General features: G+C 42.8%; 26 protein-coding genes. 11 read left to right on the top strand and 15 right to left on the bottom strand.

Features of this window, described 5'->3' with window-relative positions; all coding sequences use genetic code 11:
- Positions 1-236: 236 nt before the first annotated feature.
- Positions 237-722 (bottom strand): CRR6 family NdhI maturation factor, encoded by a 486-nt coding sequence (locus tag H6G97_RS16780; protein WP_190941872.1) that lies wholly within the window; start codon positions 720-722, stop codon positions 237-239.
- A gap of 786 nt (positions 723-1,508) precedes the next feature.
- Here H6G97_RS16780 and H6G97_RS16775 point away from each other — a divergent pair.
- Positions 1,509-1,955 carry a Fur family transcriptional regulator gene (locus tag H6G97_RS16775; RefSeq protein WP_190941871.1) on the top strand — a complete coding sequence of 149 codons (447 nt, stop codon included), beginning with the start codon at positions 1,509-1,511 and terminating at the stop codon, positions 1,953-1,955.
- Between the two features lie 85 nt (positions 1,956-2,040).
- Here H6G97_RS16775 and H6G97_RS16770 read toward each other — a convergent pair whose 3' ends face one another.
- The gene (locus H6G97_RS16770; protein WP_190941870.1) at positions 2,041-5,076 is read right to left on the bottom strand and encodes a pentapeptide repeat-containing protein; all 3,036 of its coding nucleotides are present in this window, start codon (positions 5,074-5,076) and stop codon (positions 2,041-2,043) included.
- A 144-nt stretch (positions 5,077-5,220) separates the two neighbouring features.
- Here H6G97_RS16770 and H6G97_RS16765 point away from each other — a divergent pair, with 144 nt between their 5' ends.
- Together H6G97_RS16765 and H6G97_RS16760 are read left to right on the top strand one after the other, a co-directional pair.
- Positions 5,221-6,984 (top strand): DUF3685 domain-containing protein, encoded by a 1,764-nt coding sequence (locus H6G97_RS16765; RefSeq protein ID WP_190941869.1) that lies wholly within the window; start codon positions 5,221-5,223, stop codon positions 6,982-6,984.
- An 82-nt stretch (positions 6,985-7,066) separates the two neighbouring features.
- Positions 7,067-7,774, top strand: a complete 708-nt coding sequence (locus tag H6G97_RS16760) for a diacylglycerol/polyprenol kinase family protein (RefSeq protein ID WP_190941868.1) — start codon at positions 7,067-7,069, stop codon at positions 7,772-7,774.
- Here H6G97_RS16760 and H6G97_RS16755 read toward each other — a convergent pair.
- The 6 genes from H6G97_RS16755 to H6G97_RS16730 all read right to left on the bottom strand — a co-directional run bounded on the left by H6G97_RS16755 (position 7,771) and on the right by H6G97_RS16730 (position 12,372).
- The gene (locus H6G97_RS16755) at positions 7,771-7,929 is read right to left on the bottom strand and encodes a hypothetical protein (protein WP_190941867.1); all 159 of its coding nucleotides are present in this window, start codon (positions 7,927-7,929) and stop codon (positions 7,771-7,773) included. The genes H6G97_RS16760 and H6G97_RS16755 overlap by 4 nt on opposite strands.
- 3 nt (positions 7,930-7,932) lie before the next feature.
- On the bottom strand, positions 7,933-9,387 hold the full coding sequence (locus H6G97_RS16750) for a dihydrolipoyl dehydrogenase family protein (protein ID WP_190941866.1): 1,455 nt from the start codon (positions 9,385-9,387) through the stop codon (positions 7,933-7,935).
- Between the two features lie 136 nt (positions 9,388-9,523).
- Positions 9,524-10,627 carry a threonine-phosphate decarboxylase CobD gene (gene cobD, locus H6G97_RS16745; RefSeq protein ID WP_190941865.1) on the bottom strand — a complete coding sequence of 368 codons (1,104 nt, stop codon included), beginning with the start codon at positions 10,625-10,627 and terminating at the stop codon, positions 9,524-9,526.
- A gap of 26 nt (positions 10,628-10,653) precedes the next feature.
- Positions 10,654-10,938, bottom strand: coding sequence for an HU family DNA-binding protein (locus tag H6G97_RS16740; RefSeq protein ID WP_010998076.1), 285 nt, complete (start codon positions 10,936-10,938; stop codon positions 10,654-10,656).
- 554 nt (positions 10,939-11,492) lie between these two features.
- The gene (locus H6G97_RS16735; RefSeq protein ID WP_190941864.1) at positions 11,493-11,723 is read right to left on the bottom strand and encodes a DUF433 domain-containing protein; all 231 of its coding nucleotides are present in this window, start codon (positions 11,721-11,723) and stop codon (positions 11,493-11,495) included.
- Between the two features lie 4 nt (positions 11,724-11,727).
- Positions 11,728-12,372, bottom strand: a complete 645-nt coding sequence (locus H6G97_RS16730) for a Uma2 family endonuclease (RefSeq protein WP_190941863.1) — start codon at positions 12,370-12,372, stop codon at positions 11,728-11,730.
- A gap of 278 nt (positions 12,373-12,650) precedes the next feature.
- Here H6G97_RS16730 and H6G97_RS16725 point away from each other — a divergent pair, with 278 nt between their 5' ends.
- From H6G97_RS16725 to H6G97_RS16715, 3 genes are all read left to right on the top strand, one after another.
- Positions 12,651-13,271, top strand: coding sequence for a Uma2 family endonuclease (locus H6G97_RS16725; RefSeq protein WP_190941862.1), 621 nt, complete (start codon positions 12,651-12,653; stop codon positions 13,269-13,271).
- A 58-nt stretch (positions 13,272-13,329) separates the two neighbouring features.
- Positions 13,330-13,620, top strand: a complete 291-nt coding sequence (locus H6G97_RS16720; RefSeq protein WP_190941861.1) for a DUF2281 domain-containing protein — start codon at positions 13,330-13,332, stop codon at positions 13,618-13,620.
- 322 nt (positions 13,621-13,942) lie between these two features.
- The gene (locus tag H6G97_RS16715) at positions 13,943-14,275 is read left to right on the top strand and encodes a PIN domain-containing protein (RefSeq protein WP_242054957.1); all 333 of its coding nucleotides are present in this window, start codon (positions 13,943-13,945) and stop codon (positions 14,273-14,275) included.
- A gap of 138 nt (positions 14,276-14,413) precedes the next feature.
- Here the strand turns inward: H6G97_RS16715 and H6G97_RS16710 are convergent, their stop codons facing one another.
- The 4 genes from H6G97_RS16710 to pilM form a co-directional block, all read right to left on the bottom strand.
- A complete protein-coding gene (locus H6G97_RS16710) occupies positions 14,414-16,708 on the bottom strand; it encodes an AMIN domain-containing protein (protein WP_190941860.1) in 2,295 nt (764 codons plus the stop codon).
- Between the two features lie 283 nt (positions 16,709-16,991).
- Complete coding sequence (locus tag H6G97_RS16705) at positions 16,992-17,762, bottom strand: pilus assembly protein PilO (RefSeq protein ID WP_190941859.1); 771 nt, start codon at positions 17,760-17,762, stop codon at positions 16,992-16,994.
- On the bottom strand, positions 17,759-18,535 hold the full coding sequence (locus tag H6G97_RS16700) for a PilN domain-containing protein (protein WP_190941858.1): 777 nt from the start codon (positions 18,533-18,535) through the stop codon (positions 17,759-17,761). Before H6G97_RS16700 ends, H6G97_RS16705 begins: the two co-directional genes overlap by 4 nt.
- 4 nt (positions 18,536-18,539) lie before the next feature.
- Positions 18,540-19,646 (bottom strand): type IV pilus assembly protein PilM, encoded by a 1,107-nt coding sequence (pilM, locus tag H6G97_RS16695; RefSeq protein WP_190941857.1) that lies wholly within the window; start codon positions 19,644-19,646, stop codon positions 18,540-18,542.
- A 152-nt stretch (positions 19,647-19,798) separates the two neighbouring features.
- On the opposite strand from pilM, the gene H6G97_RS16690 reads away from it, so the two are divergent.
- The 3 genes from H6G97_RS16690 to H6G97_RS16680 all read left to right on the top strand — a co-directional run bounded on the left by H6G97_RS16690 (position 19,799) and on the right by H6G97_RS16680 (position 22,264).
- Positions 19,799-21,103 (top strand): ABC transporter substrate-binding protein, encoded by a 1,305-nt coding sequence (locus tag H6G97_RS16690; protein WP_190941856.1) that lies wholly within the window; start codon positions 19,799-19,801, stop codon positions 21,101-21,103.
- 149 nt (positions 21,104-21,252) lie between these two features.
- Positions 21,253-22,041, top strand: a complete 789-nt coding sequence (locus H6G97_RS16685) for a hypothetical protein (protein ID WP_190941855.1) — start codon at positions 21,253-21,255, stop codon at positions 22,039-22,041.
- A gap of 7 nt (positions 22,042-22,048) precedes the next feature.
- A complete protein-coding gene (locus H6G97_RS16680; protein WP_190941854.1) occupies positions 22,049-22,264 on the top strand; it encodes a hypothetical protein in 216 nt (71 codons plus the stop codon).
- Positions 22,265-22,842: 578 nt separating this feature from the next.
- On the opposite strand, the gene H6G97_RS16675 is transcribed toward H6G97_RS16680, so the two are convergent.
- From H6G97_RS16675 to H6G97_RS16665, 3 genes are all read right to left on the bottom strand, one after another.
- Positions 22,843-24,222 carry a bifunctional folylpolyglutamate synthase/dihydrofolate synthase gene (locus H6G97_RS16675; protein ID WP_190941890.1) on the bottom strand — a complete coding sequence of 460 codons (1,380 nt, stop codon included), beginning with the start codon at positions 24,220-24,222 and terminating at the stop codon, positions 22,843-22,845.
- Positions 24,223-24,395: 173 nt separating this feature from the next.
- A complete protein-coding gene (locus H6G97_RS16670) occupies positions 24,396-24,521 on the bottom strand; it encodes a photosystem II protein Y (protein ID WP_012411301.1) in 126 nt (41 codons plus the stop codon).
- A gap of 218 nt (positions 24,522-24,739) precedes the next feature.
- Complete coding sequence (locus tag H6G97_RS16665) at positions 24,740-25,267, bottom strand: gamma carbonic anhydrase family protein (RefSeq protein ID WP_190941853.1); 528 nt, start codon at positions 25,265-25,267, stop codon at positions 24,740-24,742.
- Between the two features lie 248 nt (positions 25,268-25,515).
- Between H6G97_RS16665 and H6G97_RS16660 the strand changes: the two genes are divergently transcribed.
- Together H6G97_RS16660 and H6G97_RS16655 are read left to right on the top strand one after the other, a co-directional pair.
- Positions 25,516-26,025, top strand: coding sequence for a TIGR02652 family protein (locus H6G97_RS16660; RefSeq protein ID WP_479684968.1), 510 nt, complete (start codon positions 25,516-25,518; stop codon positions 26,023-26,025).
- An 80-nt stretch (positions 26,026-26,105) separates the two neighbouring features.
- Positions 26,106-26,549, top strand: coding sequence for a VOC family protein (locus H6G97_RS16655; protein WP_190941851.1), 444 nt, complete (start codon positions 26,106-26,108; stop codon positions 26,547-26,549).
- Positions 26,550-26,625 lie beyond the last annotated feature (76 nt).

Here is a 26,625-nt window from a genome sequence, read left to right as displayed (position 1 = left end):
CAACCTATTGGATATCCAATATAGTTATGCGTTTGTTGAATGACCGCAAAACCTGGATGTGACAGCTAGATTTTGCGGTTATTCAGTCTTAAAGAAGAATACAAAAGTCAGAATCAAGATGCTCTCTACAAGACGCTGCGCTATCCATTAGTACAGTGCGGCAGAAATCAAGCTACTATTTTAAAACTTGCTTCTGAATTTTGACTCCTGACTCCTGACTCCTGAATTATGTCTTGTTAAAATATCCCAAAAAAAGCATCATCTAATTCATAACCCAGCATTTGAGCCATAGACTTTAGCCGCGATAGACTGGGAATCTCTTGCTGTTTAAGCCAATCACCTAAAATAAATATTTTGTGCATCAAAAATATTTCTAAGGCTTCAGGATTGTATTGAATGCCTTCTTGGGAACTAAACTGATGTGGTACAAGCATGGCGGCATAACGAGCGAATTCCCCAGCTTTCCAATCTAGTAAAAATGGCAACCAGGGATATTTAGCATCTAGGCGCACAAACCACAGGCGCACCTCTGGAATTTCTGAGAGTTCCCGTGGATCGCCAGGTTCGAGATCGTAATTGATATCAAAGCGTAGCTGCTGTTCATGGGATTCGACTCCCTCTTGCAGCAGTTGTTCAATCACCGTTGACGCAGGCGACAGATCCAGATTGTTAATGAAGTCATTATTGAGTGCGATCGCAATTGTCTTTGACTCAGCAGCCACTTTTTTTTGCTCAACTGTAGGATCGACAATATACAGTAGCAGCTTTCAGGGATTGATGCTACATAAACCTTTAGTCGCACAAAATCTTTTTCACAAATCAATTAGTATTTACTGATACTTTTTTGCTGATAATTTGGTCAACCTATACAAAGTTTATACACAGGTCTGACCTTCTCAAATTTATTTGATACTTTTGCTCAATTTTCGTTAGCCATAACAAATATCCATCTAGCACTCTATAAAAATAGTTTTCAAGGTTTGTAGCAAGCACTTTATTGCTTAGAAAAGCAAGACTAAAGTCCTTACCACGAAATTCCTGACCGATTAGTTTAAACTTTAAAGATTATTAGCTCCTAGCCTTGATATGAGTGAATGGCGATGCCTACCGTGGGCTACGCCTACGCCACTCACGTATACTCGGTTTTGCTACACTTAAATATTACTTTCCTGTTTGCGATAAATACTCAAGCTTAATAAAAAATTATTACACTAGTAAAATAGTATGCAATTAGAATTAGCCTACTTAGCTAAAGCAATGCTTGCCCCAAAGTGGACATTTACAGCAAATTTAAGTTAAAGTTGTAATGAGTTTGTTTTAGATTAAGGTCTGACAAAGTAGCCGTCAAGAAGCAAAAAAAAATCATTATCGCCACTTGTGACTTCCGCAGCATTAAAAGCCAAAACACAAGTACAGGTAAAAGAGCGGTGTGCAATATCATTGCATATATAAAATAACCACTAAACATTGAAATGGGAAAATTTCCCCAACAGTTAAGAAGCTGTAATATGCAAAAACAAACAATTTCCACAAAACCAATTCGTTCCTTAGAAGATGCGCTTGATCGCTGTCAAATCCTGGGTATGCGCGTCAGTCGTCAGCGTCGCTTTATTCTGGAACTACTTTGGCAAGCAAATGAACACCTTGCTGCAAGAGAGATTTACGATCGCTTGAACCAACAAGGCAAAGAAATCGGTCATACTTCTGTTTATCAAAATTTAGAAGCATTATCAAGTCAAGGCATTATTGAATGTATTGAACGCTGTGATGGGCGTTTGTACGGCAATATCAGTGACTCTCACAGTCATATAAATTGTGTGGATACAAATCAAATTCTTGATGTTCATGTGGAACTACCAGAAGATTTGATCCGCAAAATTGAAGAAGAAACAGGAGTGCGGATTACTGACTACAGTATTAACTTTTTTGGCTATCGTAATCCGCCAGAGGGTTAGGGGTAGAGGGCAGGGGGTAGGGGGTAGAGGGCAGGGGGCAGGAGGCAGGGGGAAAATTTCGCTCCTATATACACTTCTCTATTCCCTATTCCTCAATAGAATTATTGCCAAAAACTGTTTCATCATAGGACTCGTCATCATATAAATCTATTTGTAAATTTCCGCCTTCGCAGCTTTCAATTAGTCCGATCGCAGGGGACTTGTTTCCATTAACATCTATATTTGGCGTGATTATTACGGTGTTTAAAAAGCGCTGTTGCGATGCCTGCGGCGGTAAACTACGCAAATATTTCAGTTTTTGAAACGACTCTTTGGAGAACAAGCCACCATTATCGTTGGCTAATTTTTTGTCAGCCTCAACCAGGAAGGCATCAAATAAACAGGCGTTGGTAAAATTGACTGAGTTCAGATTTATCCCCATAAGGTTTGCCTGTTGGAGGTTTGCGCCTGTAAAGTTTGCCTCTTGAAGGTTTGTGCCTGCGAGATTTGCGCCTGCAAGGTTTGCATCTGCGAGGTTAGCCTGTTGTAAATTGGCTCCAGCTAAATTTGCCCCTGTTAACTCCGCATTGGATAAGTTTGTTTGCTCAAGATTTACCCCAGTTAACACCACTTGCAATAAAGATGCTCCCGATAAATTGAGTCCAGCCAAAGATTTAATTCGGGTTGCGAAGGCATTTTTATGCAAAACCGTTGTCTTAGCAATTAGCATACTCAGCGCCTCTGGATTGAATTCTGTTAAATTCGCTGGATTTCCACAAGGCCAAAAAGGAACTTTTGTTTCTCGGTAGCAAGCACAAAGCAATAAAAACACATTCAATCCTACCGCAGCATTCACCTGTTCAACATTCACTGGGTTTTGCAGTGCATGAAAATGAGTTAAAGCGTTGTGGGCTATCCCTTCATCTAACCAACGTCCTTGACAGTAAGCACGCCAGAAAGACAAAAGACGTTGAAATAAAACTTCAAAGGAAAATTTGTGCTTTTGCTGGCGGCGTAATCCTGCAATCGCCAGTTCTTCAAGTTCTTGGCTCAGTATCCCGTAACCTAGTAAATTATAAATATGTTGGGCTACGCTACTCGGAGAATCAAGCAAAAAAGCGGACGCACCGTAAGCCTCATCTTGGTACTGAGTCAGAATTTTAAGTTGGGCAGCAATAGCATCTGCACAAAGAAATTCTCCTAATTTGATATGGGAAAACTCGATTAAACTACTTTTTGCAGCGCTTTTGCTTGAGCTTTCTAAATCCCGAATTTTAAAGTAAAACCCTGGTAGAGTATTAAATTCACCAACCAAATTAATTTGATGACGTTGCGAGTGTAAAATTTTGAGAGCGATCGCTTGCATCTGCTCAAGTAAATCTTGGGGATCACGCCCAGCAAGTAAATTAGCGATCGCTTCTGGACTTCGGTGGATATGAGCCGATCCTGAACGCAGTAGCATCGTCTTGATTCCACCAATTAGCGGATAGCCCAATAACCATCGACTCAGGCGATGGTGAATTTCCCATAACAGAGAAGAATTTTGGGTATTAGCAGCTAACTGCAATAGTTCATCATCTAGTAATCCGTCGCGGTGCAAAATGCCCAATAAATGCAGCATTAGGGGTTGACGGATAAGGACAGATAATTCTTTTAACTTTGAGTGGCTGGCAAATAGCCCTGCCTGTTTTAACAATGTAAATAAATTTTGAGCGATCGCCAACGATTGCACTTTTGCCCATTGCTGAAACCATTGTTTGAATTCATCCACATCTAACGGCTGAATATTAATTCGTTTCAAAAATAGCGGTAGTTCTGGGGCGATTTCCGCTAATGTCGTTGAGCGACTTGTCAATACAATTTTGTGCCGCTGCTGAGATTGAAAGTTCAGCAACTGCTGAATAAAAATTGCTTGTGCCCTTGTACCCTGATGAGAACGGGGTAGTTCATCTAAACCATCCAGCAGCAATAAACAAGGGAGATTTTCTTGCTCAAACCAAGTTGCAAGATTAACAGGAAAGGCAGAATTTAGGGTTTCGATGAAACTTTTACCGTATTTTACATCTCGCAACCTAATTAATATAGGCATCCAAGTAGGGTAAAATTCCTGCGCTATCTGTGCTGCCCAAAGTTGGCAAAAACTGGTTTTTCCATAACCGGGTTCCGACTCAATCACAGCGATCGTTTCTAAATCAGTTAGCTGTTGTTGCGCCCATGTCTTTAAATCAATTGGTTTAACAGTTTTTTTATCCTGCTGAGAAATACTTTCCTCCATTGGTAAGGCTTTTTGTGGCACATAGATATCCTTAAGGGCAAAGGATTCCATCAGCAAAGGCAGACTAAGATTTTGAATCAAACTTGCGCGATAATGTTCACGCTGCAAATCAATTTTCTCACCGACTGTAGAACCAACCTCTGAGGCGATCAAACTGGGAAATAATGAAATCCCTAAACGGAAAAACTTTTGTAGTTGGGCTAGAGGTGCAGCATTCTCGGTGACGACTATTAGTAAGTGGCCAGGAAGCGAGTTAAGCAAACGCTGTGTTAAAAGTTTAGCTTCAGGTTCCTCTGCACCATTGGCAACTAACCAAGCGATGGCAGCATTATTTATTTGTTGCACCAGTAAAGAATCTGCAACCAAAGATAGTGCTTGTTCAGCTTGAGTATCAGTCAATTTACCTGGGCTGAGAGTTCTCAGCAATCCTTGCAGTTGCGGATCTTGGAGGGTGAGTTTACTTACGTCCTCTTTAAGTATTTGTGCTTGGATTGGTATACTTGCTCGATCTAGCCACGGTTTTTGCAGCCTTGCTTCCTGCTCTAGAATTGCTTGCAAAGCTTGGAGATAGGCAATTTGAAACGCTAGCCATGTACCTTCGTTGCGTTTTAATGGTTTTTTTTGGCTGAGACTACGCAACAGGTTTTCTGTCAACTCAGAAATGACACTGATTTCTTCCCAAACAATACCTAAAGGCAGTTCTAAAACCTCTACTAAGGTACAGATATCAAAAGGCATGAGGCTTTTGACTTCCATATCCTGAACAATCCGGTAGGCAATACCTGCCAATTGCCCCCCCGAAAATTCTTTGATTTGATTGATTGCAATATAGCGTTCTGCCAACCAGTGCCGAATACTCAAGTTCATTTAATTACACAGTGACTGCTGCATAAGGCAATTATGATCGATTTATCAGTTTGCGAAAACAGGCGACAATGGGGGGAAAACAAACTTTTATATCAAAGCTGTTTTCTAATTGGTAAAAACATTGCTTGTGTAATTGAGTAGACTATGAGCGATCGCCCTCTAAAATTATTGTTAATCGACCAAGACCCGATTTTTCGTCTGGGATTACGGGTAGCTCTGGAAGCAATTCCTAACCTGGAAGCGATCGCAGCGGTAGAAACTGATACCGCTGCCTTGCAGATTTTAGCAGAAATTGCCCAAGAAGACCCTAATCAGTTAAATTTGGTGGTTTTGGAATTCGGTAATGGTCGCTCCACCACCAGTCAACAGCTAGGTTTACAATTCTGCCGACAACTCAGAGCCTTATATCCAAACCTGCCAATTTTGCTCCTTAGTTCTGTGCAAGAACAAGGATTGCTATTAGCTGCCAAATCTGTTGGTATTAATGGCTACTGCCCCAAGGGTACACCACTTCCTGAGTTAGTCGTCGCCATACAAGAAGTTGCCGATGGTGGTTCCTATTGGTTCCAAAATATAGAAGCAATAATCACTCCTAACAGTACAGACGCGATTAATCGCGTCTCTCCCCACTCCCCACTCCCTTTTTCTAAACTACGAAATAATATACGTTTGTCAGGAATTGCTAACATTGACGCTACCTTAACCGCAGTAATAGCACAATTACAAGTTCCCGGACTACCAGTACTAGATCGAGCAATTTTAGCTGGACAGCGGCGAGAACTGCTAGCGGCTCGTTGGTTGCTAAATCGGTTGTTAGTTTCATCACAAGAAAAGCAAGACGAACATACTCCCGTTGCTGACGAGCCGCCTCTGACTTCTTCATTAAGTAGTGCCATTCGACAAAGGCCAACTGTGTCACCTTTGCTTAGTCCAGGAACACTACAATCTGCCTTGTTTGCAGATTGTATTACCAAGCTTCAATTTCCTTTACAAAATGTCACTAATATACCTTTGGAAATTGATATATTTCGTGAAGATAAAAAACGGGAATTACTTTATATTATCCTGCAAAAATTGGCTGAACAGTTAGATGAACTGCATGCTTCTCAAATAGAGATAAATCAATTATATGAAGTAAAAAATACTTTAATACGCGACTTATGGCAAGCAGGAATTACAGAATTTTTTGGAAAGTTTAATCGAATACAAATAGGAAATAAAAATATAGAAATTGTTAATCTATTACTGCAAAATGCAGAAGTTGTGCAAAGAGATATTCTCAATAAAATTCCGCTAGTTTATGAGTTGTATTGTTATCTAATATTTCAAACAAAATTAAATATTGATAATACCTCATATCCAGTAATGAGTGCTGAATCGAAGTTTCAAGCATTAATGATTGTCGAGAACTTGTTGATTCAGGTAGCGAATGGGGTAGTGCAACCACTGCTCAATTATTTAGCAGATGTAGAAGCGATTAAGCAAAATTTTTATGGTCAACAATTAATTTCCACAAGAGAAATTGAAAGATTTAGAAATGATTTGTCGTGGAAATATCGATTAAATAATTATATCAATGAGCCGAAAGCAGTTTTTGAAAGTCGGTATGAGCTATTTGTAATTGCGCCTCGTGGCATTGCCAATACTTCAGTTTATGCCCCTCGAAACCAGGAGCTAGTCAAACTTTCCAATATTCCTTTAATAGTGACATTAGTCTTAGAATTTAGTGATGCGATCGCACCGCGCCTCAAATCACTATTAGCTTTTGCAGGTAGCGGTATAGTTTTCATTCTTACCCAAATAATTGGTAGAGGTTTAGGTTTAATCGGTCGTGGTATTCTTCAAGGTATTGGTAGTGCTTCGTTAATAGAAAAGAATTTTAGACGAAATAGTGATCGATCTAAGTGAAGAAGTAGGGAGGCAGGGGAAGCAGGGGGGCAAGGGGAGAAGCACTATTGATTTTTGAGCAATGACAAATGACAAATGACCAATGACAAATGATTTTATTGGGCTAGCAATTTCTTATGTTTACGCGACTGGTCTGCTTGTCATTGGCGAGGGGCTGCGTAGGCTGTTTGGTGTAAAGCCAGATTTGACCCGCAAAGTAATTCATATTGGTGCAGGGATGTGGGTTTTTGGTGTCCTGCTGCTGTTTAAACACTGGGAAATTGGAATTATACCTTTTGCTACCTTTATCGGACTTAACTACCTGTTTTACCGTTACCGAGTTATTGGTGCAATGGATACTCAGGATAGCTCACCTGGCACAGTTTATTTCGCTATCTCAGTGACACTGCTTTTTGGGCTACTGTGGCGACCAGATGGGCCAGTAGATAACGTTGCGATCGCTGTATCTGGGATAATGGCGATGACCTGGGGTGATGCACTAGCAGCATTAATCGGTAGACGCTTCGGGCAGCATAAATACCAAGTGGGAAATTCTGTGCGTTCCTGGGAAGGTTCGGCTGCAATGTTTGTGGCGAGTACAGTGGTGATTTTCTTGGTGCTGTTGCTGCTACCTGGTTCATCTCTAAATCCCCTAGGAACACCTTTAAGTTTAGAGTCGGCATTATTGACGGCGGTAGTAACTGCTACTTTCGCCACTCTAGCAGAGGCAGTCTCACCCCACGGCACAGATAACCTCAGCGTGCCTCTAGTAGCGGCTGGGGTAGTGTGGATAGTAATACAGGCGTTTTAAAATAATTCGTAATTCCCTCGTCCCCTCGTTCCCAGTCTCCGACTGGGAGTGGTATCAGGAGGCTCTGCCTCTGCCTCCCTGATTGGCAGCAGAGAAGCAATGGAGTGCATCTCCAGATAGAATTTTAACTTTTGTACAGACGCGATTAATGGCATCTCTCATAAATTCCAATTGCGGCGGAAATGGAAAAAGCCTTCTAGAAACTCTTGCAAAGCAATATTGCTATTTAACTTTTGTTTACTCCACTCTGTTGCAGTTTGTTCCAGAATTTCTGAAAAACTAGGATAGACGGGAGATAAATTTGCTAAATCTTTGATTTTAATTTTTTGTGACATTGCTAAGGCAATCAAACTAATTAATTCTCCAGCTTCGGCCCCCAATATCGAAGCTCCCAAAATTTCACCGTTGCCTAGCACAATGATTTTACACATACCAGTGGTTTCATCCCGAAGTTGGGCTGCTGCCACTGTTTTAAAATACTGCCGCAAAACTAAAACTTCTTTTCGACCAAATTGGCGTTTTGCCTGAGCCTCTGTTAAGCCCACTTGCGCCAGCATCGGCACAGAAAACATCGCCCAAGGAATAGAGCGATAATCTACTCTTAATCTGGGGAAAAATAGGGCATTGTTCAGGGCAATTTTTGCTTCATAATTAGCGATATTGCCAAAATCGTAACCACCAATTACATCACCACAAGCGTAAATGCGGTGATTAGTGGTTTGCAATTTATCATTCACTACTAAGCTACGCCGATACCATTTCACACCTACCGTTGCCAAATTTAGGGATTCAATATTTGGCTGTTGTCCAGTCGCTACTAAAATTTCATCAGTTTCAATAGCCTTATCTCCTGCTTGAATCCACTTTTTATCCTCAATTAGCCTCACCTGAGTTACCGATTTTTCGGTGAAGACGCGTACACCTTCGACTTCCAACTGTGCCTGAAGCAGTATGGCTATTTCAGGGTCAAGATGGGGTAGAAGATATGGATGCTTAACTACTAGCGTTACACTGCAACCAAACCGCGCTAAAGTTTGAGCGATTTCAATGCTTTGGGGAATTCCACCGATAATTACCCAATTTTTGGCTAATGTCTCTCTCTTTAAGGATTGCCAAATATTAGAAAGGGTTAAATAGCCAGTGGCTTGCAATCCTTCAATCTCTGGCATTTCTGAACGCGAACCACTAGCTAGCAAATAAGTACGGGCGCGTAGTAGGCGATTGTTAACGGCAAAAGCCAGTTGGGGTGAAGATTGAAATTGACCGCTGCCAACGATGACATCGACTCCCTGCGCGGCTAGCATGGCCGGGGAATGCTGTTCTTTAAGATTTGAGGCGACGCATTGAGCATACAGCATCGCTTCTTGCCATGCCATAGATATGTGGCATTCTTCTGAGGTATCAGTGTGTCTGGCATGAATACCAAAACCAGAGGCATCATTCAACTTCTGCGCCAGTTTACCGATTTCGGCAAGAGCATGGTGATGAGTAAACCCATAGTCTACTTTAGGTTCCACCAGGGCGACTGTAGCATGTAGTTGGGTTGCAGCAAGAGCAGCGTGGTATCCAGCGAGACTGCCGCCAATAATTACGACATCGTAGTCAATAGTCATTTGTCATTTGTCATTTGTCATTGGGCATAGGGTATTGGGCATGGGGCATGGGGCATTGGGCATGGCTGAAGAATCAATAGTTCTTCTTCCCCTGCTCCCTCTGCCTCCCCTGCCTCCTCTGCTCCCCCTGCCTCCCCTACTCCCCACTCAGCGCTGTTAGTAAGCGTTGGTTATCAGACTCTTCACGTACAGCAACCCGGAAAAAGCGATCGCCTAGTTCTTGAAAGCTGAGGCAATCGCGGATTAAAATCTGGTGATGCTTGAGTAATTGTTGCTGTAACTGCGAAGTTGATTTTTGAGACTTAACCAGTAAAAAGTTAGCAGCACTTGCATGGGGTTGCAATCCTGGTATTTCAGCCAAACCCTGAAAGAGTTGGTTTCGTGCGGGTGGTAGCCATGCCCAGGTTTGCTGTTGAAACTCTGTATCTTGGAGTGCAGCAATTGCCGCCGCTGCCGCGAGGGTGTTTACAGGCCAGGGGTCACGCCATAACTGCCATTTAGCTAGACAATCCGGGTGGGCGATCGCATATCCTAATCGCAGTCCTGGGAGACTGTAAAATTTGGTTAGCGATCGCAATATTACTAAATTCCCATATTCCTGTACCACCGGAATCAGGCTTTGTTCCTCATTGGGTGGCACAAAATCCATAAATGCTTCATCCACCACCACCAAAGCATATTGCTCCAGGTAGGGCAAAATAGACTCCCGCGAAAATAGTTTTCCGGTTGGGTTATGGGGATTATTCAGCAATAGTCCTTTGTCCTTTGTCCTATGTCCTTTGTCGTTTACTAATACTTCTCTACCAGAGGCTGTGCCAACGGCTTGGCTCAGTACAAGTGACCAATGACCAGTGACTAATGACAAAGGACACTCCAGTACTTTAGCGTTGTACGCTGCCAAGGTTCGGTAGTAGTCGCCAAAGGCTGGAGTGATTAAAATTGTCGCGGCTAATTGAGCTAATTCCCTACCTATCAAAGTGAGTAATTCTGCGGAGCCGTTACCCGGCAGAATCCACTCAGAAGGCAATTGATGGAAGTGACTGAGAGCTAGTCTCAGTTCACTATAATTTGGGTCTGGATAGTGCTTAAGATTACCGATTTGGGACTTAATAGCAGCGATCGCACTATTTGGAGGCCCCAATGGACTGATGCTAGCAGAAAAATCCAGAATAGCGTCAGGGGGACAGCCAGCCAGTGCTGCTGCCCAGGCTAAATTTCCCCCGTGTGCAGGTTGCCGCATTGAAAAAGGGTTCCCGAAGACAGAACCTATGCTTTTGGGGGTGCTACCTTTTCTCTAAATAGTTTTCCTGCCGAGAAGGCAGGAACCCTCGTGGCTGGAATTTCCATTTTTTCATTTGTTTTCGGGTTGCGACCTTCACGGGCTTTACGTTCCCGTGATTCAAATGAGCCAAATCCTACCAACGTTACCTTATCACCAGAGGAAACCGCTTCAATAATCGTTTCCAAAGCGGCAGTTAAAACTGCATCCGCTTGTTTCTTGGTAACACTAGCCTTTTCAGCTACGGCATCAACTAATTCACCTTTGTTCATGTCAAACTCCTGAAGGTTTACTTAAGATTTTTTACGGATGCACTTTAGTACATCTGTACTGAAATCTCTGTTCGCGGAAATGCAAAAATCATCCTTTGGGAGTATTTTTACTCAAAACGGCTGTACATCCCATCGGCTCGACTTTTCAATGAATCATTCTAAGGCGTTGTAGCCTGATGTGGATAGATGAAACCATTAATTTATATAGATTTCAGGATGTTTTGTAATATTAGGGTAATTATTTCACTAAAAACCACCCCAAAAGTAGGAAATAATACCTACTAAATCCCGCGTAGGCGTAGCCTGCCGCAGGCATCGCTAAGAAAACAGGGGAGTGGAGAGGTGAGAGATGGTTAGCATTTGTTGGGATTAATTACCAATGTTGAAGAGTTATTGCAATTTTTATGGAAATCAAAAGCTCAGATTCCTGATTTTTCTAAAAAGTCGGGGTTTTGTGGTTCACAAAATACGCCCTATAAATACAACACTGACTCCAAAGGTGCTGGTTAGCCAAACTGCCAAGGTTGGATGTAGTTGAGCATCAATCCAGATATTCATGCAGTCAATCGAGGAAAGTCTGTGCGCCGCGCTGCAAATAACAGACAGGCTTGGATGTCTTCTGGTTCTAAATCAGGAAAATCCTCTAAAATTTCGGCTGAACTCACATTTTCAGCCAGCATCTCTAAAATATCACTTACACAAATTCGCATTCCTCTAATACAGGGACGACCTCCGCATTGCCCAGGATTTTGCGTAATCCGACTCATTAGGCTAGCTTTAGCCATGATTTTACTGTTTCCCACCAGAAATTTTTTGTTGCACCCAAGCCCGAAAAGCACGGGTAGTAGCAATTTCCCCATTTTTCTTCGCTTCTTGGATAAATCGAGGAATTTCCTTCACTAACACAGGCGTAAAAGTAGGGCTGGTTTCGACTTCTGAATATTGCCCACCTGCAAGTGTATAAACTCGCAACACACTGCCGTTATACCGCCAAAATTCCGGGACTCCCATCGCAGCATAAAGCCTCAGCTTGTCTATTGCAGACCTGGAATATTCTACTTCCAGCACAAGGTCAGGGGGTGGGTCAATCGCTATGTCAATATTTTCTTTATCTCGAACTAGGGCTTCATTTTGAATATAGTAGCTACTATCTGGCTCTGCTCCCTTCTCTAAATCATCTCGCGTTAAAGTTAACGAACCAGCGCGTTTAATTTCCCAGCCCAACTCTTCGCACAATACACCAACAAAAGCTTCAATCACACGGTTTAAGTTTTCGTGCGGCATTTGTGGGGTCATAATTTCTATCGTTCCATTGTCATAAGCAAATCGGGAATTACGTTCTGAACCCATTTCAGCCAGCATGGTTTTAAATGTCTGCCAACTGATGTTTTGCAGTAAAACCCTATTTTCTGCGGATGTTGTTATCGCTACCATAGTTTAGTTCTCCGCAACAAACTTTTTCCAGTACTGTACCCCTTAATATTACTGTTAAGAGGATGTTTGAAAAGTCCTGTTTCTGGTAGCAAAAAGTTTTAGATCCCCCCTAACCCCCCTTAAAGAAGGGGGGAACCGGAGTCAAAGTCCCCCTTTTTAAGGGGGATTTAGGGGGATCTAAAAATACCTAAAGTCATAGCGAAATATTTCTCAAACAACCTCTAAGGCTGAACGTAAGAAAGCGATATGATCGAAACGACTACTAGGGGTAATAGATTATGACTCAAGCCATACCAAAACTAGTAACCTTTGAAGATTTTGCAGCGTGGCGACCCGAAGGTGGAAGATATGAATTACATGATGGCGTGATTGTTGAAATGGCACAACCAGTAGGAGACCATGAAGATGTTGTTGGTTTTGTAGCAAGAAAACTAACAGTAGAATTTGACCGATTAAATTTACCTTATACAATCCCCAAAACTGCGCTGATAAAACCAACTAATTCGGAATCTGCCTATTCCCCAGATGTGCTATTACTGAATCGCCCTAATTTAGTGAATGAGCCGCTATGGAAAAAAGAATCAACTGTAAGCCTTGCAGCATCAATTCCTTTAGTAGTTGAGGTAGTTAGTACCAACTGGGATGATGACTACTACACAAAACAGGGTAAGTATGAGGGTATTGGAATTCCTGAATACTGGGTTGTAGATTATCTCGGTCTAGGCGCTAAAAAGTTCACTGGCAACCCTAAACAGCCTACTATATCTATTTATCAATTAATCGATGGTGAATACCAAGTTACTCATTTTAGAGGCACTGACCGCATTATTTCACCTACTTTCCCAGAATTGAATTTAACAGCAGAACAGATTTTTCAAGCTGGAGGTCTACCAACGTAACCACGATCATGATTGTTGTTTTTCCCTACTAAAAAATGCCAGTCAAAGAGGCGTAAATATGAAAATCAAAGAACAAGTTATCGAGGAAATTCAATCAGCATCCGATGGGATTTTGACTGAAACATTTAATTTTTTACGTTTTTTGAAAACAAAGCAAAACCAAGCGCAACAAACACAACATCAAGTAGAGTTTGCTAGTCAGACTACTATTAATTCCACAGGAAGCTCACTTCTAGAACATCTGAAAACTATAGGTACTTGGGAAGGCGATGACTTAGAGGAGTGTCTGAAGCTAGTAATTGCTAGCCGTGGTCAAGCAGAGTTTAATGAAGATAATCCTTTTGAATAATGTACCTAATCGATACAAATCACTGTAGTCTAGCTATTTTAGGTAACGTCAATATATTAAGTCGCCTTGCTGAGGTTGAAAACAGTCTAGTTTCAACTTGTGTCATTGTGCAGGGAGAATTAATAGATATGGCAACACGTTCTCAAAGGCAATAAACTAATTTAGCATTAGTACAAAATTTTATCAAAACAGAATTCAGGAGTCAGGAGTCAGAATTCAGTATGAATTCTGTACGACTGGTGGATGAATCTAGGGGTTTAAGACCCCCGCTAAATCTTCTCTTTCAGAGACGCACTTGCGTTCATTTAGCGGTCTACAATGAGTGGCGGGTCTGAATCCCCCACTCATTGATTCTGACTCCTGGATTCTGGCTTCTGGGTTCTTCTTCAATAGAGGTATTTATATTTATAATATTGATCGGCAAACTGCTAATACTTATGGTCAACTAAAAGCTGCTTTATTCAATCAATTTGCACCAAAAGAAAAAAGCAAGCGCAGAAAAACTAAGATAACTGATTTAGGTTTTGGTGAAAATGACTTATGGATTACTTCTATTGCTCTGCAACAAAATCTCACCATTGTCTCAGCCGATAGCGACTTTCAGCATATTCAACAAGTCAGAACATTATCTGTTGAATCTTGGCTGACAATCTGAAAACTCATATTTTTTCAAATCTTTTTATAAATGACATTTAAACTTAATTCTACTCGTGAACAAGAAGACCCCCGACTTCTTACAGAAGTCGGGGGTCTGAGCCGTTGCCAGAGATAACTTACCTGCTCATTATCTTTATTACCTGCCAGGAGCCTTCAGCCCCCGACGTTCAAGCATTTGCCGCACTTCCGGGCTGGGAGTGTAGTTATAGCCGTAAGAGGAATTCTCAGAGTCATCCATAATTTGAGGTGTGAGCAACACAATCACCTCATTGCGCTGATTATTTCTGTTTGTACTTCTAAACAGCGAACCAATTAGCGGAAGATCACCCAAAATAGGAATCTTGGAGATAGTTGTCCGGTCTGTATCTTGAATGATGCCTGAAAGAATGAGTGTTTGACCATCTCGCAGGCGAATTGTGCCAGAATTTAGCGATCGTTCAGACACCAAAAATATTTGTTGGACATTACCTCCTCCCAAATTTAGATTAGCTGATGATTGAGGTGCTTTAACAATGGGAGCTACAGATAGAGATACAAAACCATTGTCATCAATCCGATCTACTTTGACGGCTAAGGTTAAACCCACATCTGTTTTCTCAGCTGTAATTGTTTGTGAAGCGATACCATCAGCACTAGTTAGTAAACTTGTAATGTTTCCTAGTACTTCCTGGGTCAGCTTGACATTAGCCGTTTGACCTTCTTGCACAATTAAGGTGGGGTCAGTCAAAATCTTGGCATTGCCATTTGTAACCTGAGCCTGTAAGCTAGCAAGAAAACGTTTTGGGAACTGGTATAAGCTTGGTAAGCCCAAGGTAATGGCTGTTGGGTTAATGGCTGTAATACCGGCTGCTTGAGGATTAGAGTTTGCTCCAGCAGTACCTGAAGCTGGGTTATTTGGGTCAAGAAAAATATTTGCGCTACCCAGTGGATTAGTGGTTGTAGGTGTACTAGTTACACTGCTTCTTGCTTCAGCACTAGTAGCTGGTCTAGAACCGCCAAAATTTAGAGATGCGGCACCACCATCATTGCTAAAGTAGTTGTTACCAATTCCAAAGGAAAAACTGGTGTTGTAGTCTTGGGTATTCAATAAGTTAACATCAATAATCTTGACGTTGACTACTACTTGACGACGGCGGATATCAAGCTGAGTTAGTTGAGCCATTGCAATCTCAATCAGTTTAGGAGAGCCAATTAAGGTGAGCGAATTGGTGCGCTCATCTCCTAATGCCTGTAAACCTCTAAGTAATGGGCTAGAGTCTTTAAAATCAGCGCGTTGGGTTTCCAGTCTGGTTTCCGTGGTCGTCTGAGTTTGGGTTATAGGTGCAACTCCAGTACCCACAGGTACGGCACTAACACTAGTAACTTGTCGTTCTCGGCTGACGGCACTTTCTGCTCCCAAGCCCACCAAAAAGTTCAAGGCGGTTCCCACCGTTACCTGATTAAGTCGCATGCTACGCATAATCATGTCACGGGTCGCATTGGGTAGTTTAGGCCCAACAAAAACTGTACGATTACTGCGGTTAGCTTCCAAACCACTTAGGCGCAAGACATAGTTAAACACATCTTGCACTGGCTCGTTTTCTATATCTAGGGAAATAGTTTGAGAAACTGCTGGTGCATTAGCAGCACCACCTTGCTGACCTCCAGCAGCTTGCTCACCTCCGATATAAGCCAGATTTAAATTAGCAGCACGGGCAAGCAATGACAAAACCTCACGCACCGGCGCATCTCGCAGCACTAAACGAGGTACACGTTCCTGACTTCCTAAGTCAATGGTGCTAGGAGAAGCATCAGTATTAGAAATAGCAATATCTCCTACTGGTGGGGCAACGGCTCTAGGTAAGAAAGGTGGAGCCTGACTCACAGGTTGACCTGGCCCTGCGGCTTGTGCAGGTTGCCCGTTAATGGTGATTTCCGGGTTGGGAACGAGAACCCCTGAATTTTGACCAGATTGGGCTGGAGTCGTAACAGGCGATGCTGTGGATGTTGGCGCTGTTGGCGTTGGTGCTGATGCTATAGTGCCTGACGATGGGCTAAAGCTGAGTGTAATTCCATTTTGCGATCGCACCACAGGTTGACTGCTAGGTACGTTGTTATTGCCAGTTACCGTTACTCGGATACTATTGGCATCAAGCTGATTAACCTCAACAGATGCAATTCCTGGTGCTGGGCTATCTTGCCGAAAGCTATTACCTTGTGGTAATCGTAATTGAGTATTGATAATATCTGCGACTAAAGCCTTACCTCTTTTTGTAGTGAAAACTTGGGGGCGCGACCCAGAAGAAGTTTTCAACGCAACGCTAATTCCACCATTAACTGGATTTAACTGGACATTAGTAACTTGACTAAGTTGTGCCCAAACTGGTTGAGCTGCCAGAAATACAAAAGCGGCAGTACCTAAAATAAAACTATTACCGTGAAGCTGTTTCACAGTTCATTCCTCACCTTATAAAACCTTGTTTACAAACAATTTTGAGTAGTTAAATCGCAGTTAAAAACCGCACGCCAACCAAGTGCTACCCTGCGGGAACGCTAAGAGCGAACAAGTCGGGCATTGCCCGTCCAACGCACTGGCTCGTCTACACAAACGAAACCCACCTCCGTGGGTCTCAAACCCTCTTTTTTTCTTGAATCCACGGAGACAGACTACCTTGTGGGAAGGCTTTGCCTACATTTGTGTAGCCGTGAATTCTATTGCCCTGGCTCTAAGTTCACTACTTTTTCGAGGCAGCTTTAGCGGCTGCGGCTGCGGCTATTTCTTCTGAACTAAGTGGCATCAATACCTGTAATTGGAATGATGTATTAATCGCTGCTGGGCCTACCTGCACAGGCGTTTTATCCAATGCGGATCTTGACTCTACTGGAGCCAAACTTGATTGATAATCTTTAACTATTAACAAAGGCTGCAAACGCTCAATGTTACGAATTATCGATTGTGTTTGTTCATAAGTTCCTATAATTTCGGCATTGATACTACTGCGTTGCAGCTTGCCGTCAACTAATACTCCTAGAGTTCCATCGTTAACTGGTTCTGGTTTTTGAGAAACTGGCACAAATTTCTTCAATTTGGCTCTCACTGCATTAACAGAAGTTGGAATATTGCCAGACTCAACTAAGCGGTTCATATCCAACAGCAATGTATCTAAGCTTTTTTCGTTAGCAAATAAACCTAAAACCTGAACTTTTTGCTGCTTTGCTTGCGCTAGCTCGTCTTTAACTTTGTCAATCTGTTTGATATTGGCTTTTTTTTCGTCAATTTGCCCTTGCAATTCAGAGCTTTTAGCTTGCTGCTGCTGATAGCTTTCCCAAGCTGGCATCAACAGGTTTAAAAATATATAACCTGCTCCCGCTAAACCAATTACTCCCACCAATATCCCAATGATTTTTGGTGTGAAAGCAATACCAAATAGCACGGGGGATGCGGGCGTTGCCTCATCAAATTCCCCACCATGTTCGGCAAAATTTAAATCATCACTCAGCGTCATTTTGAAATGACTCCTGTTTGTTGCATATTACGAATTCGAGTCACTAATCCCACTGTGCCTTTTTTTTCTAACTCCCGAATTAATTCTGAAGCTGGAACATCGCTCATGCCCGATTGAATAGTGTATTGAACTACTTGGGGTGGCTTAATTACTACACCATTAGTAGGTCTATCCGCACCTGGCATTAAGGGAAGATCAATTAACGTAGCTGTCACAATTCTGCTTTCTGTGGGCTTCAAAAACCGAGATTGTTGTAAACTTAATAAGAAATCATTGACATCGTTAAAAGACCGAGCCAATCCGGTAATTTCTAATCCCCCGGCGGGATTATTTGCTGGCTGACCTGCTGTTGCCACAACAGGTGGGAGTTGCTTAATATTCTCAATTTGTACTGCCGCAGGGATGCGATCGCGCAAATCTTGCAGCATTGCCGACCAAGGACGAATCTGATCGAATACAGTGACTAAAGCTTGAGTTTCCCCTTGAACTGCCTTCGTCTCGGCTTTAATTTTGTTCAAATTTCCGATTTCTGTATCTAACCTCTTGCTTTCTTGGTCTAGTTGTGCGATTTGACCATCTAATTCCACAATCTTCCCTTGCAACAACCACCAACCAATTCCCAATAAAGCTGGAAGAACTACACCTACTGCAACTCCCGCATACAGTAGTGTCAAATCCCCCGTAGGAAACTTTAGGGATATTCCTCCCGATCTCTCAGGCTTTTTCTGGTATGCTGGACGGTCTTTAAGAAAGTTAACATCTAGGCTATACATTTTTTTACACCTCCCGCATTCCTAGACCGAGTATGATCGCTAAACCAGAGCGTTGTACCTGTGGAAATTTATCAGTGTCAACTTCCAAAGCCAAAGCCCCGATTGGATCTATTTGGGTAGTTGGCAAACTCAATCGTTGGGTAAAAAACTCATCTAGCTGTTGGAGTCCACCTCCAGGCCCAGCTAATATAATCTGCGCTACCTCCAAATTTTCACTTTGATTGAGGTAAAAATCGATGGAACGGCGCAGTTCATCTGTTAGTTCTGCCAATACTCTCAATATGGCAGCCATACCAGGATCAACTTCGGTAACACCAGTTTTCCCGCCGTCTAAGGGAGTTTGGGGAATGACCATGCCGTGTAACAGTTCCATATCTCGTGATGTGGGTAAGCTCATTGCCCTTGCTAAGGCAGTTTGCATTTGATAAGTCCCGATTGGGACTGTGCGCGAAAATTGCGGCACTCCGTTAACGATGATGGCAATTTCTGTACTATCGAACTCAATATCAACGAGTACTGCTGCTTCTTGCGGCCCAAATTGTCGCAATTGTTCACGAATAGTCCGAATTAAAGCAAAACTGTTAATTTCTAAAACATCAATTTGTAATCCTGCCTGCTCGAAAGTACTTATATAGGTATCGGTTATCTCCTTGCGGGTGGCTACTAAAAGTACGTGTACCTTTTCAATGCCATCTTCATCTACAAAATACCCAAGTTTTTGATAATCTACATCAGCCTCTTCACGAGGATAAGGTAAATACAAACCTGCTTCATGGTTCAACACCATTTCTCGCAGTTCTTTGTCATCCAACTCTGCTGGCACTGGTATGATCCGAACGATGGAATCTCGCCCTGGTACACCAGTGGCAACGCGAGAAGTTTTGATTTTGCTCTCAGCTAGCGCCTGCTGGATTAATTGCGCCATTGCTGCGGGGTCGGTGATTTGACCATCGGTAACAATACCTTCTGGAACTGCTACCGATGTAAAGGTTTCTAGTTTCAAGCCTTGACGCTGTTTGCGTAGCTGAACTACATTTACCCGTTCGGGAGCAAGTTCAATGCCGACCCCTTTATTTGATTTGTCAAACAGACTTTTGAAGCTTTTTACCACAGTTGTGCCCGCTGGACTGCTAAATTGGAAATTTAATTTTGTTGTGGTGGAGACGTAATATGTTACGTCTTTACAGGTAATTTATTTAGCCTATAATCTCGACAATTCTGTCTAAGCTTTTCACACTCAGCAAGCGTAAAAATACTGGGAACATGATTCAATTACGAAAATTTAAACAACTTATTGCTTTTACACTGGTGGGCTTATTAACCAGTTGGATTGTAAGTTGCAGCACAGGGAATGTTAGTACAACTACAAAACAAGCTAATTCAGGAGCGGCAACTGTTGAATTTTGGACGATGCAACTCCAACCTCAATTTAACGACTACTTCAAAAACCTAATTACGAATTTTGAATCGGAAAATCCAGGTATAAAGATTAACTGGGTCGATGTACCTTGGGCAGCAATGGAGAACAAAATATTAACAGCTGTCTCCGCAAAAACGCCACCTGATGTGGTTAACTTGAATCCGGGTTTTGCTTCCCAACTTGCGGGGCGAAATGCCTGGTTAGATTTAGACGCAAAAATCCCAAACGATGTACGTTCCTCCTATCTACCGAATATCTGGAAAGCAAGCATACTTAATGGCAAAAGTTTTGGGATTCCCTGGTATCTCACCACACGGCTAACCATTTATAACACTGGTTTGTTAAAACAGGCAGGTATCAATAAAGTCCCTGCAACCTACGCAGAATTGGCACAAGCAGCGCAACAAATTAAAGATAAGACAGGGAAGTATGCCTTTTTTGTGACTTTTGTACCGCAAGATTCTGGTGAAGTGCTGGAATCTTTCGTGCAAATGGGAGTCACCCTAATAGATGCTGAAGGAAAAGCGGCGTTTAATTCAGCACTAGGTAAGGCAGCATTTCAATACTGGGTAGACTTGTATAAAAAAGGGTTGCTTCCGAAAGAAGCTTTAACCCAAGGACATCGCCACGCGATCGATTTATACCAATCTGGAGAGACTGCGTTTCTTGCTTCTGGACCAGAGTTTCTGAAAACGATCGCAAATAATGCCCCAAAAATTGCTCAAGCTTCAGAAATAGCACCTCAACTCACTGGTGACACAGGTAAGAAAAATGTCGCGGTGATGAACATAGTTATTCCCCGCGATAGCAAACAACCAGATGGCGCTGTGAAGTTTGCTTTATTTGTTACCAATGACAAAAATCAGTTAGCTTTTGCTAAAGCTGCAAATGTGCTACCTTCTACAATCAAAGCATTGTCTGATAGTTACTTTAAAGATGTTCCAGCTAATGCTTCAACAGTAGAAAAAGCGCGGGTTATTACTGCCGAGCAACTGCAACAAGCAGAAATATTAACCCCTACTTTGAAGGATTTTAACAAACTACAAAAGGCAGTTTACGAAAACTTGCAAGCAGCAATGTTAGACCAAAAAAACGTAGATAAAGCCGTAGAAGATGCGGCGCAGGAGTGGAACAGTACTAGGAGTTAGGAGACAAACGAAAAATAGCTAAATAAAGTATCTGTAGGGTGTGTTATCGCATAGCGTAACGCACCAAAGCCTTTGGACGGTGCGTTATGCCTTTGGCTAACGCACCCTACGTATATTTCTGGTGTAAAAAATAGAGGGCGGTATAAGTTATGGGACACAGAGCAAATCTGATTCTTGTCGAAAGCGGTAAGTACCAGTTGTTCTACAATCATTGGTGCGCTAATACAATATATCGCGATTTGTTTTGGGGCGTGGAACACGCCGTCGAGTTCATTCGAGCGCAGGAGGAAGTTGACGAATCGGGTTGGCTTGACGAGGTGTGGGCAGAAGGCGGCGCGGTGGTCGATCTTGACAAGCAAGTTTTTCTGATTTTTGCAGGAGAGGACATTGCCTCTAACGTTCAATTGCGCCGAGTGTATCTCGACGTTTTGCGCTCTGTCTGGCAGGGGTGGCAAGTGCAATGGGCTTACGAGGGAATTGCCGACATGGCGAACTACGTCGGCTTCCCGCGCGAAAATGTTTTAGTTGAAGTAGAAAGCGAAGACGTTTTGCGATTCGAGGTGTTGCAACAGCAACACCTCGACTGGATCGACACGGTGGCGAGCATTGTCACCGAAGACAAGGCGGTAAAGCTGTTTCCGCTTTACGACTATACGGAAGACTATCTCTACTATGGAAGTCCGTTGCTTGCCGCGATTCGTGAATATCAAGGCTTAGACGATCTAATAATTGCCGACGGCGACCCATTTCCCCGCGGCGGGTTTCATCTTGATATCATGGCAAGAACGCTCGAATTTTGGGTAGCGCCAAGCATACCCGACATTAAAAACCGCGTGCGGCGAAAGTGGCAAGGTTGGAGCGTGCAGTCTACATCGCGACCGATTCGAGTTTCAGGCGGAGCGAACAAGCGGGCGACTGCGGTTTCCCACCGGATTTGAACGCGACTTGAAAACGGAAATCGAAACGATGCTGTTGGGCGAGATGGCAATAAGCGAAGCCGAATTGATTTTACAAATGGTTCAAGCTCGCTTGGAGGAAGGGCAAAAGGTCAAGGTAAACCCGTGGATAATGGCGGACGTTCGCCTTGACGTGGATTTAATGCAGCGGGAAGAGATTTTGAACCGGGCGTTCGAGGCGTTGTCGCAGAAACAAAAGAACTAATGACTGGACTTTAGAGAGTCATTTTGTACTTCTTAGTCTAAAGTACAGTTATTAGACCTCTTGCATAAATCAAAAATAAGAACCTCACCCTGCATTTGAGTAAGGTAGATGTGCGTAGGCATCACCTTTACGGGGTGACAAATTCAAGCTAGGAAAAATTAAATTGTACCTCAACAGCGATGCCTGCGGCGGGCTATGCCTACGTACTCATCCTCAGCAGCGAGTAGAACTATCCGCTTCTATATAAGACGCACTCGCGTTTGCGTCTACATGAATTGCCACTACAGCTTGTAGTTTTGCCTAAATCCTGTAGGCGTATCTTCAAAAATAAATGGCGTTAGTATCTCAACTTTGAACATTTGCAGCAAATGTTATTTTATGTATAAGAAAGGCTTAAGTATTTGCAAGAAATGTATAATCATTTGCTGCAATTGCTTTAACCTTTGTAACAAATACTCTTACATATATAAGAAAGGCTTAAGTATTTGCAAGAAATGTATAATCATTTGCTGCAATTGCTTTAACCTTTGCAACAAATACTCTTACATATATAAGAAAGGCTTAAGCAATTGCAACAATCATTGTAGTGAACTTATAGATATAGCTGTTGCTAAAAAATCGCCGACTAAATAAAGGGAACCACACAAAACGATTAAATCGTCTGTGGTTGAGGTTGCGGTTTCTAGTGCGGTGAATAAATCTGGATGGATTTGACGATCGCTTAATTCGGGACAAAGGCTGTAAGCTAGGTTTGATAGGTAGTCTAAATCAGCAGAAGTTCTACCCGGCCAAGGTTCTACGGGGATTGGCACTAAAAAAAGGCGATCGCCTGGCCGCAGTAGGGCGGTAAAAATATCTGCATGATCCTTATCGGCAAACATTCCTATAACCCAATTAACGGGTTTGTGATTAACTGCATCTAAGCTATCAATATACTGGCGGAGAACTTGGGCTGCGGCGGTATTGTGAGCGCCATCAACTAATAATTTATGGTTGTTCCAAGTAGCCCATTGCATCCGCCCTGGCCATTGAGTTTTTGCCATGCCATTAATTATGGCTTCTTCAGAAATCTGCCAACCTTGTTGTTGGAGAATTTCTAAAGCGGCTATTGCCAAAGCTGAATTACTTAACTGAATTTGTCCCGCTAATGGTAATGGGTATTTAATTAATTTAGAATTTTCAATTGTTTCGTACTCTGCCCATCCTGTAGCGATTTGACGGGAGGGTTGAGGTGTAAAAATCGGGCATTGTAATTCTAAAGCACGCGATCGCACCACTTTCTCTGCCTCTGGTGGCAATGTCCCAACCACAACCGCACATCCAGGTTTGAGAATACCAGCTTTTTCTCTAGCAATATCAGCGATGGTAGGGCCAAGTTGCTGCCAGTGTTCGCGGCTAATGGAAGTGATGAGCGTCACCAAAGGTTCCAAGCAGACATTGGTAGCATCCAAGCGCCCTCCTAGTCCGACTTCTATCACAGCCACATCAACTTGCTGCTGGGCAAAATATAACCAAGCAGCTGCCGTAATTACTTCAAACTGAGTTGGGTTGCCATACTTCTGTGATAAGGCTTGATCACCCCTTAAAAAGGGGGAAACATAGCCCCTCTTTTTAAGGGGGGTTGGGGGGATCTCCTCGTCACCAGCAAGAATAGCCGTTTGTACTTTTTCTAATAATTGGCTCAATTCCTCAGAAGAAATTGGCTGTTCATTCAGACAAATACGTTCCGTCCAATCGATTAAATGGGGGGAAGTGTAGCGTCCTGTACGATAACCAGCCTCAGTAAGTACCGAGGAAATATAGGCACAAACTGAACCTTTGCCATTAGTGCCAGCAACATGAATTACTGGCACTTGGTGATGAGGATTGCCGAGATTTGCTAAAAGGTTGAGGATGCGATCGAGTCCCAGGTGGACACCAAAGCGTTGCAGGGGTTGGATTACAGAGTCGATATCCAAGGGAGGAAGAGTGGGGGATGAGGAGGCGGGGGAGGCAGGGGAGGTAGGGGGAGAAGAACTATTAATTATTGTCCAATGCCCAATGTCCCATGCCCAATTAATCATTATGAATAAAACCGACTGCCTCTGTGAAGAGAAACAGTCGGTTCAAAATTGATATTATTGAGCCGAATTTAAGCTTCTCTATCCAAAAAGCCTTGGATTTGTCTTAAAGCCGCAGCGCCAATATTAAAGACTGCCCAGCTAGCAGCAATGACAACTGGTGCTAAAACGATCGCTATACGGTAATCGATATCCATATCTAGAACCCCTCTCTTAAGTAGAAATTAAAGTTTTGTCAACTGCTCTCATTTTTATTTTTAGCTGAAGTGGGCAACTTTTCCAAGTAGATATGTAAAGAATGATTAAATTATGAGGCATTGGGCATTGGTTATTCGCCTTATCTTCCTCATTTCCCTCATCCTCCCCTACCTCCCCTACCTCCCCTGCTCCCCCTGCTCCCCCTGCTTTCCACTCCCTAAGCCTTGCTAAAACCAATATCAGTACCTTTATCAGCATGAACTAAAGCTAACTTTTGGTAACGTTTAGCGTGTTCAATCAGTTCTGCGGCTTCAACATCTGTTACTTGGCGTAACACTTTGCCAGGAATGCCCACAACTAGGGACAAAGGCGGTACATTTTTAGTTACCACTGCGCCAGCACCGATAATACTGCCAGCGCCCACTCTTACCCCGTCTAAAATCACTGCGCCAATGCCAATCAAACTTCCACGCTCAATGTAAGCGGAATGTACCACAGCACGATGCCCAACGGTAACGTGATCTTCTAAAATTGTTGGAAAACCAGGATCGCCATGTAAAATTGCACCATCCTGAATATTTGTGTATTCGCCAATTTCAATTCGTTCTACATCTCCCCTAACCACTGCTCCATACCAAATGCTCACTCCTGCTGCTATATTTACTGAACCCATAACAACAGCATTGGCTGCGATGAAGGCAGCTTGAGAAAAATCAGGAGATGTCCAGTAAGAAGCGGTAGACACGATAGAATATGAATATGGTACCCAGGAACACTGGAGAAACTCCAACCTTTGAGGCTGGTTGCACAACTAGGATATCACAGCGTCAAGCCTCTACACTGAGGAAAACACTAGTGAACAATGTTCCTGCTGCAACCTCGTGTCTGTGCAGCAGTGAGCAAGTAACCGAAAGCAAAAGTGGTGGAGCCAAAGTGTATAATAAAATACACTAATGCTGGTGAAGACAAAATTATGTTTGTACGCACTTCATGATGAATCCAGGCTTGCAGTACCCGATGTTTGGGCCGGAAATACAGTGTCCCCATTGTCGCCAGACTATTCCGGCGCTGACACTCACAGATACCTATTTGTGTCCGCGTCATGGCGCGTTTGAAGCTAATCCTAAAAATGGAGAGTTAATCCATTTGCAATCGGGGCGTCATTGGCGGAGGTGGAATAATGAATGGTATAGACAGCATACTCATCCCGATGGTATTCGGTTTGAGATTCACGAAGCATTAGACAAGCTGTATACCCAAGGTTTTCGAGCAACACGAGTAGTTATTGCTCGACGCTATCAGGAATTGATGAGTGGCTACTTGGAACGCAGCACACCTTGGCGTTCTGGACAAACAGAAGCTACTGCTACGCGTTTGTACGGCTTACCCGTGGAGTTTAGCCCCGATGCCTCAGATGATCCCTGTTGGGAAGTGATTAATTTTGACTTGGAAAAAGAGCCTGGCGTCCCTGTGCGCTACCCCTATTTCAGGTTGTTTGAGTAAATGGTCATTTGTCATTAGTCATTTGTCATTAGTGAATAACAAAGGACAAATGGCTAAGGACTAAGGACTAAGGACTAATTATGCACCACGCTTCTATTCGGACTGCGAATATTCATCGAGCGATCGCTTTCTACGAACATTTAGGGTTTACAATCTCAGAACGCTTTACCACAGGCTATACCCTAGCTTGCTGGATGGAAGGATTGGGCGGCAGAATTGAACTGATCCAAATTCCCGAACCAAAACCAGCCCCAGATGCGTTTGCTGATGAGCATTATGTGGGGTATTATCATCTCTCGTTCGATTTAACTGAGATTACACCAGATTTACCTAGCTGGTTGAGAAATTTACAAGAACGTGTGTCACTGGCGGCTGAGAGTCAACCCGAAGAATTACAACTGTTGAAAGTACTTTTAGAACCGACACAACAGCAAATAGGCGATCGCATTTACGAAGTGGCTTTCATTGCCGATACCGATGGCTTACCTCTCGAATTCATTCGGGTTTTAGCAAAACTCCCATAATTTAGCTTTTTTATTACCTTTATTGCTAATATATTGTTTTTCTGTATTGTTACTGAGGTAACAGATTTTTTGGACA

Origin of the sequence: Nostoc flagelliforme FACHB-838 (assembly GCF_014698065.1) — a bacterium.
Taxonomy (GTDB): domain Bacteria; phylum Cyanobacteriota; class Cyanobacteriia; order Cyanobacteriales; family Nostocaceae; genus Nostoc; species Nostoc flagelliforme_B.
The sequence above is the reverse complement of the archived record's forward strand: the minus strand, read 5'-3'. Positions and strand labels throughout refer to the sequence as shown.

Coding starts and splice junctions, on each gene's coding strand:
- H6G97_RS16775 (WP_190941871.1), top strand. CDS start 1,509: ATGCAAAAACAAACAATTTCCACAAAACCAATTCGTTCCTTAGAAGAT.
- H6G97_RS16770 (WP_190941870.1), bottom strand. CDS start 5,076: ATGAACTTGAGTATTCGGCACTGGTTGGCAGAACGCTATATTGCAATC.
- H6G97_RS16765 (WP_190941869.1), top strand. CDS start 5,221: ATGAGCGATCGCCCTCTAAAATTATTGTTAATCGACCAAGACCCGATT.
- H6G97_RS16760 (WP_190941868.1), top strand. CDS start 7,067: ATGACAAATGATTTTATTGGGCTAGCAATTTCTTATGTTTACGCGACT.
- H6G97_RS16755 (WP_190941867.1), bottom strand. CDS start 7,929: ATGCCATTAATCGCGTCTGTACAAAAGTTAAAATTCTATCTGGAGATG.
- H6G97_RS16750 (WP_190941866.1), bottom strand. CDS start 9,387: ATGACTATTGACTACGATGTCGTAATTATTGGCGGCAGTCTCGCTGGA.
- cobD (WP_190941865.1), bottom strand. CDS start 10,627: ATGCGGCAACCTGCACACGGGGGAAATTTAGCCTGGGCAGCAGCACTG.
- H6G97_RS16740 (WP_010998076.1), bottom strand. CDS start 10,938: ATGAACAAAGGTGAATTAGTTGATGCCGTAGCTGAAAAGGCTAGTGTT.
- H6G97_RS16735 (WP_190941864.1), bottom strand. CDS start 11,723: ATGGCTAAAGCTAGCCTAATGAGTCGGATTACGCAAAATCCTGGGCAA.
- H6G97_RS16730 (WP_190941863.1), bottom strand. CDS start 12,372: ATGGTAGCGATAACAACATCCGCAGAAAATAGGGTTTTACTGCAAAAC.
- H6G97_RS16725 (WP_190941862.1), top strand. CDS start 12,651: ATGACTCAAGCCATACCAAAACTAGTAACCTTTGAAGATTTTGCAGCG.
- H6G97_RS16720 (WP_190941861.1), top strand. CDS start 13,330: ATGAAAATCAAAGAACAAGTTATCGAGGAAATTCAATCAGCATCCGAT.
- H6G97_RS16705 (WP_190941859.1), bottom strand. CDS start 17,762: ATGACGCTGAGTGATGATTTAAATTTTGCCGAACATGGTGGGGAATTT.
- H6G97_RS16700 (WP_190941858.1), bottom strand. CDS start 18,535: ATGTATAGCCTAGATGTTAACTTTCTTAAAGACCGTCCAGCATACCAG.
- H6G97_RS16690 (WP_190941856.1), top strand. CDS start 19,799: ATGATTCAATTACGAAAATTTAAACAACTTATTGCTTTTACACTGGTG.
- H6G97_RS16685 (WP_190941855.1), top strand. CDS start 21,253: ATGGGACACAGAGCAAATCTGATTCTTGTCGAAAGCGGTAAGTACCAG.
- H6G97_RS16670 (WP_012411301.1), bottom strand. CDS start 24,521: ATGGATATCGATTACCGTATAGCGATCGTTTTAGCACCAGTTGTCATT.
- H6G97_RS16660 (WP_479684968.1), top strand. CDS start 25,516: ATGAATCCAGGCTTGCAGTACCCGATGTTTGGGCCGGAAATACAGTGT.
- H6G97_RS16655 (WP_190941851.1), top strand. CDS start 26,106: ATGCACCACGCTTCTATTCGGACTGCGAATATTCATCGAGCGATCGCT.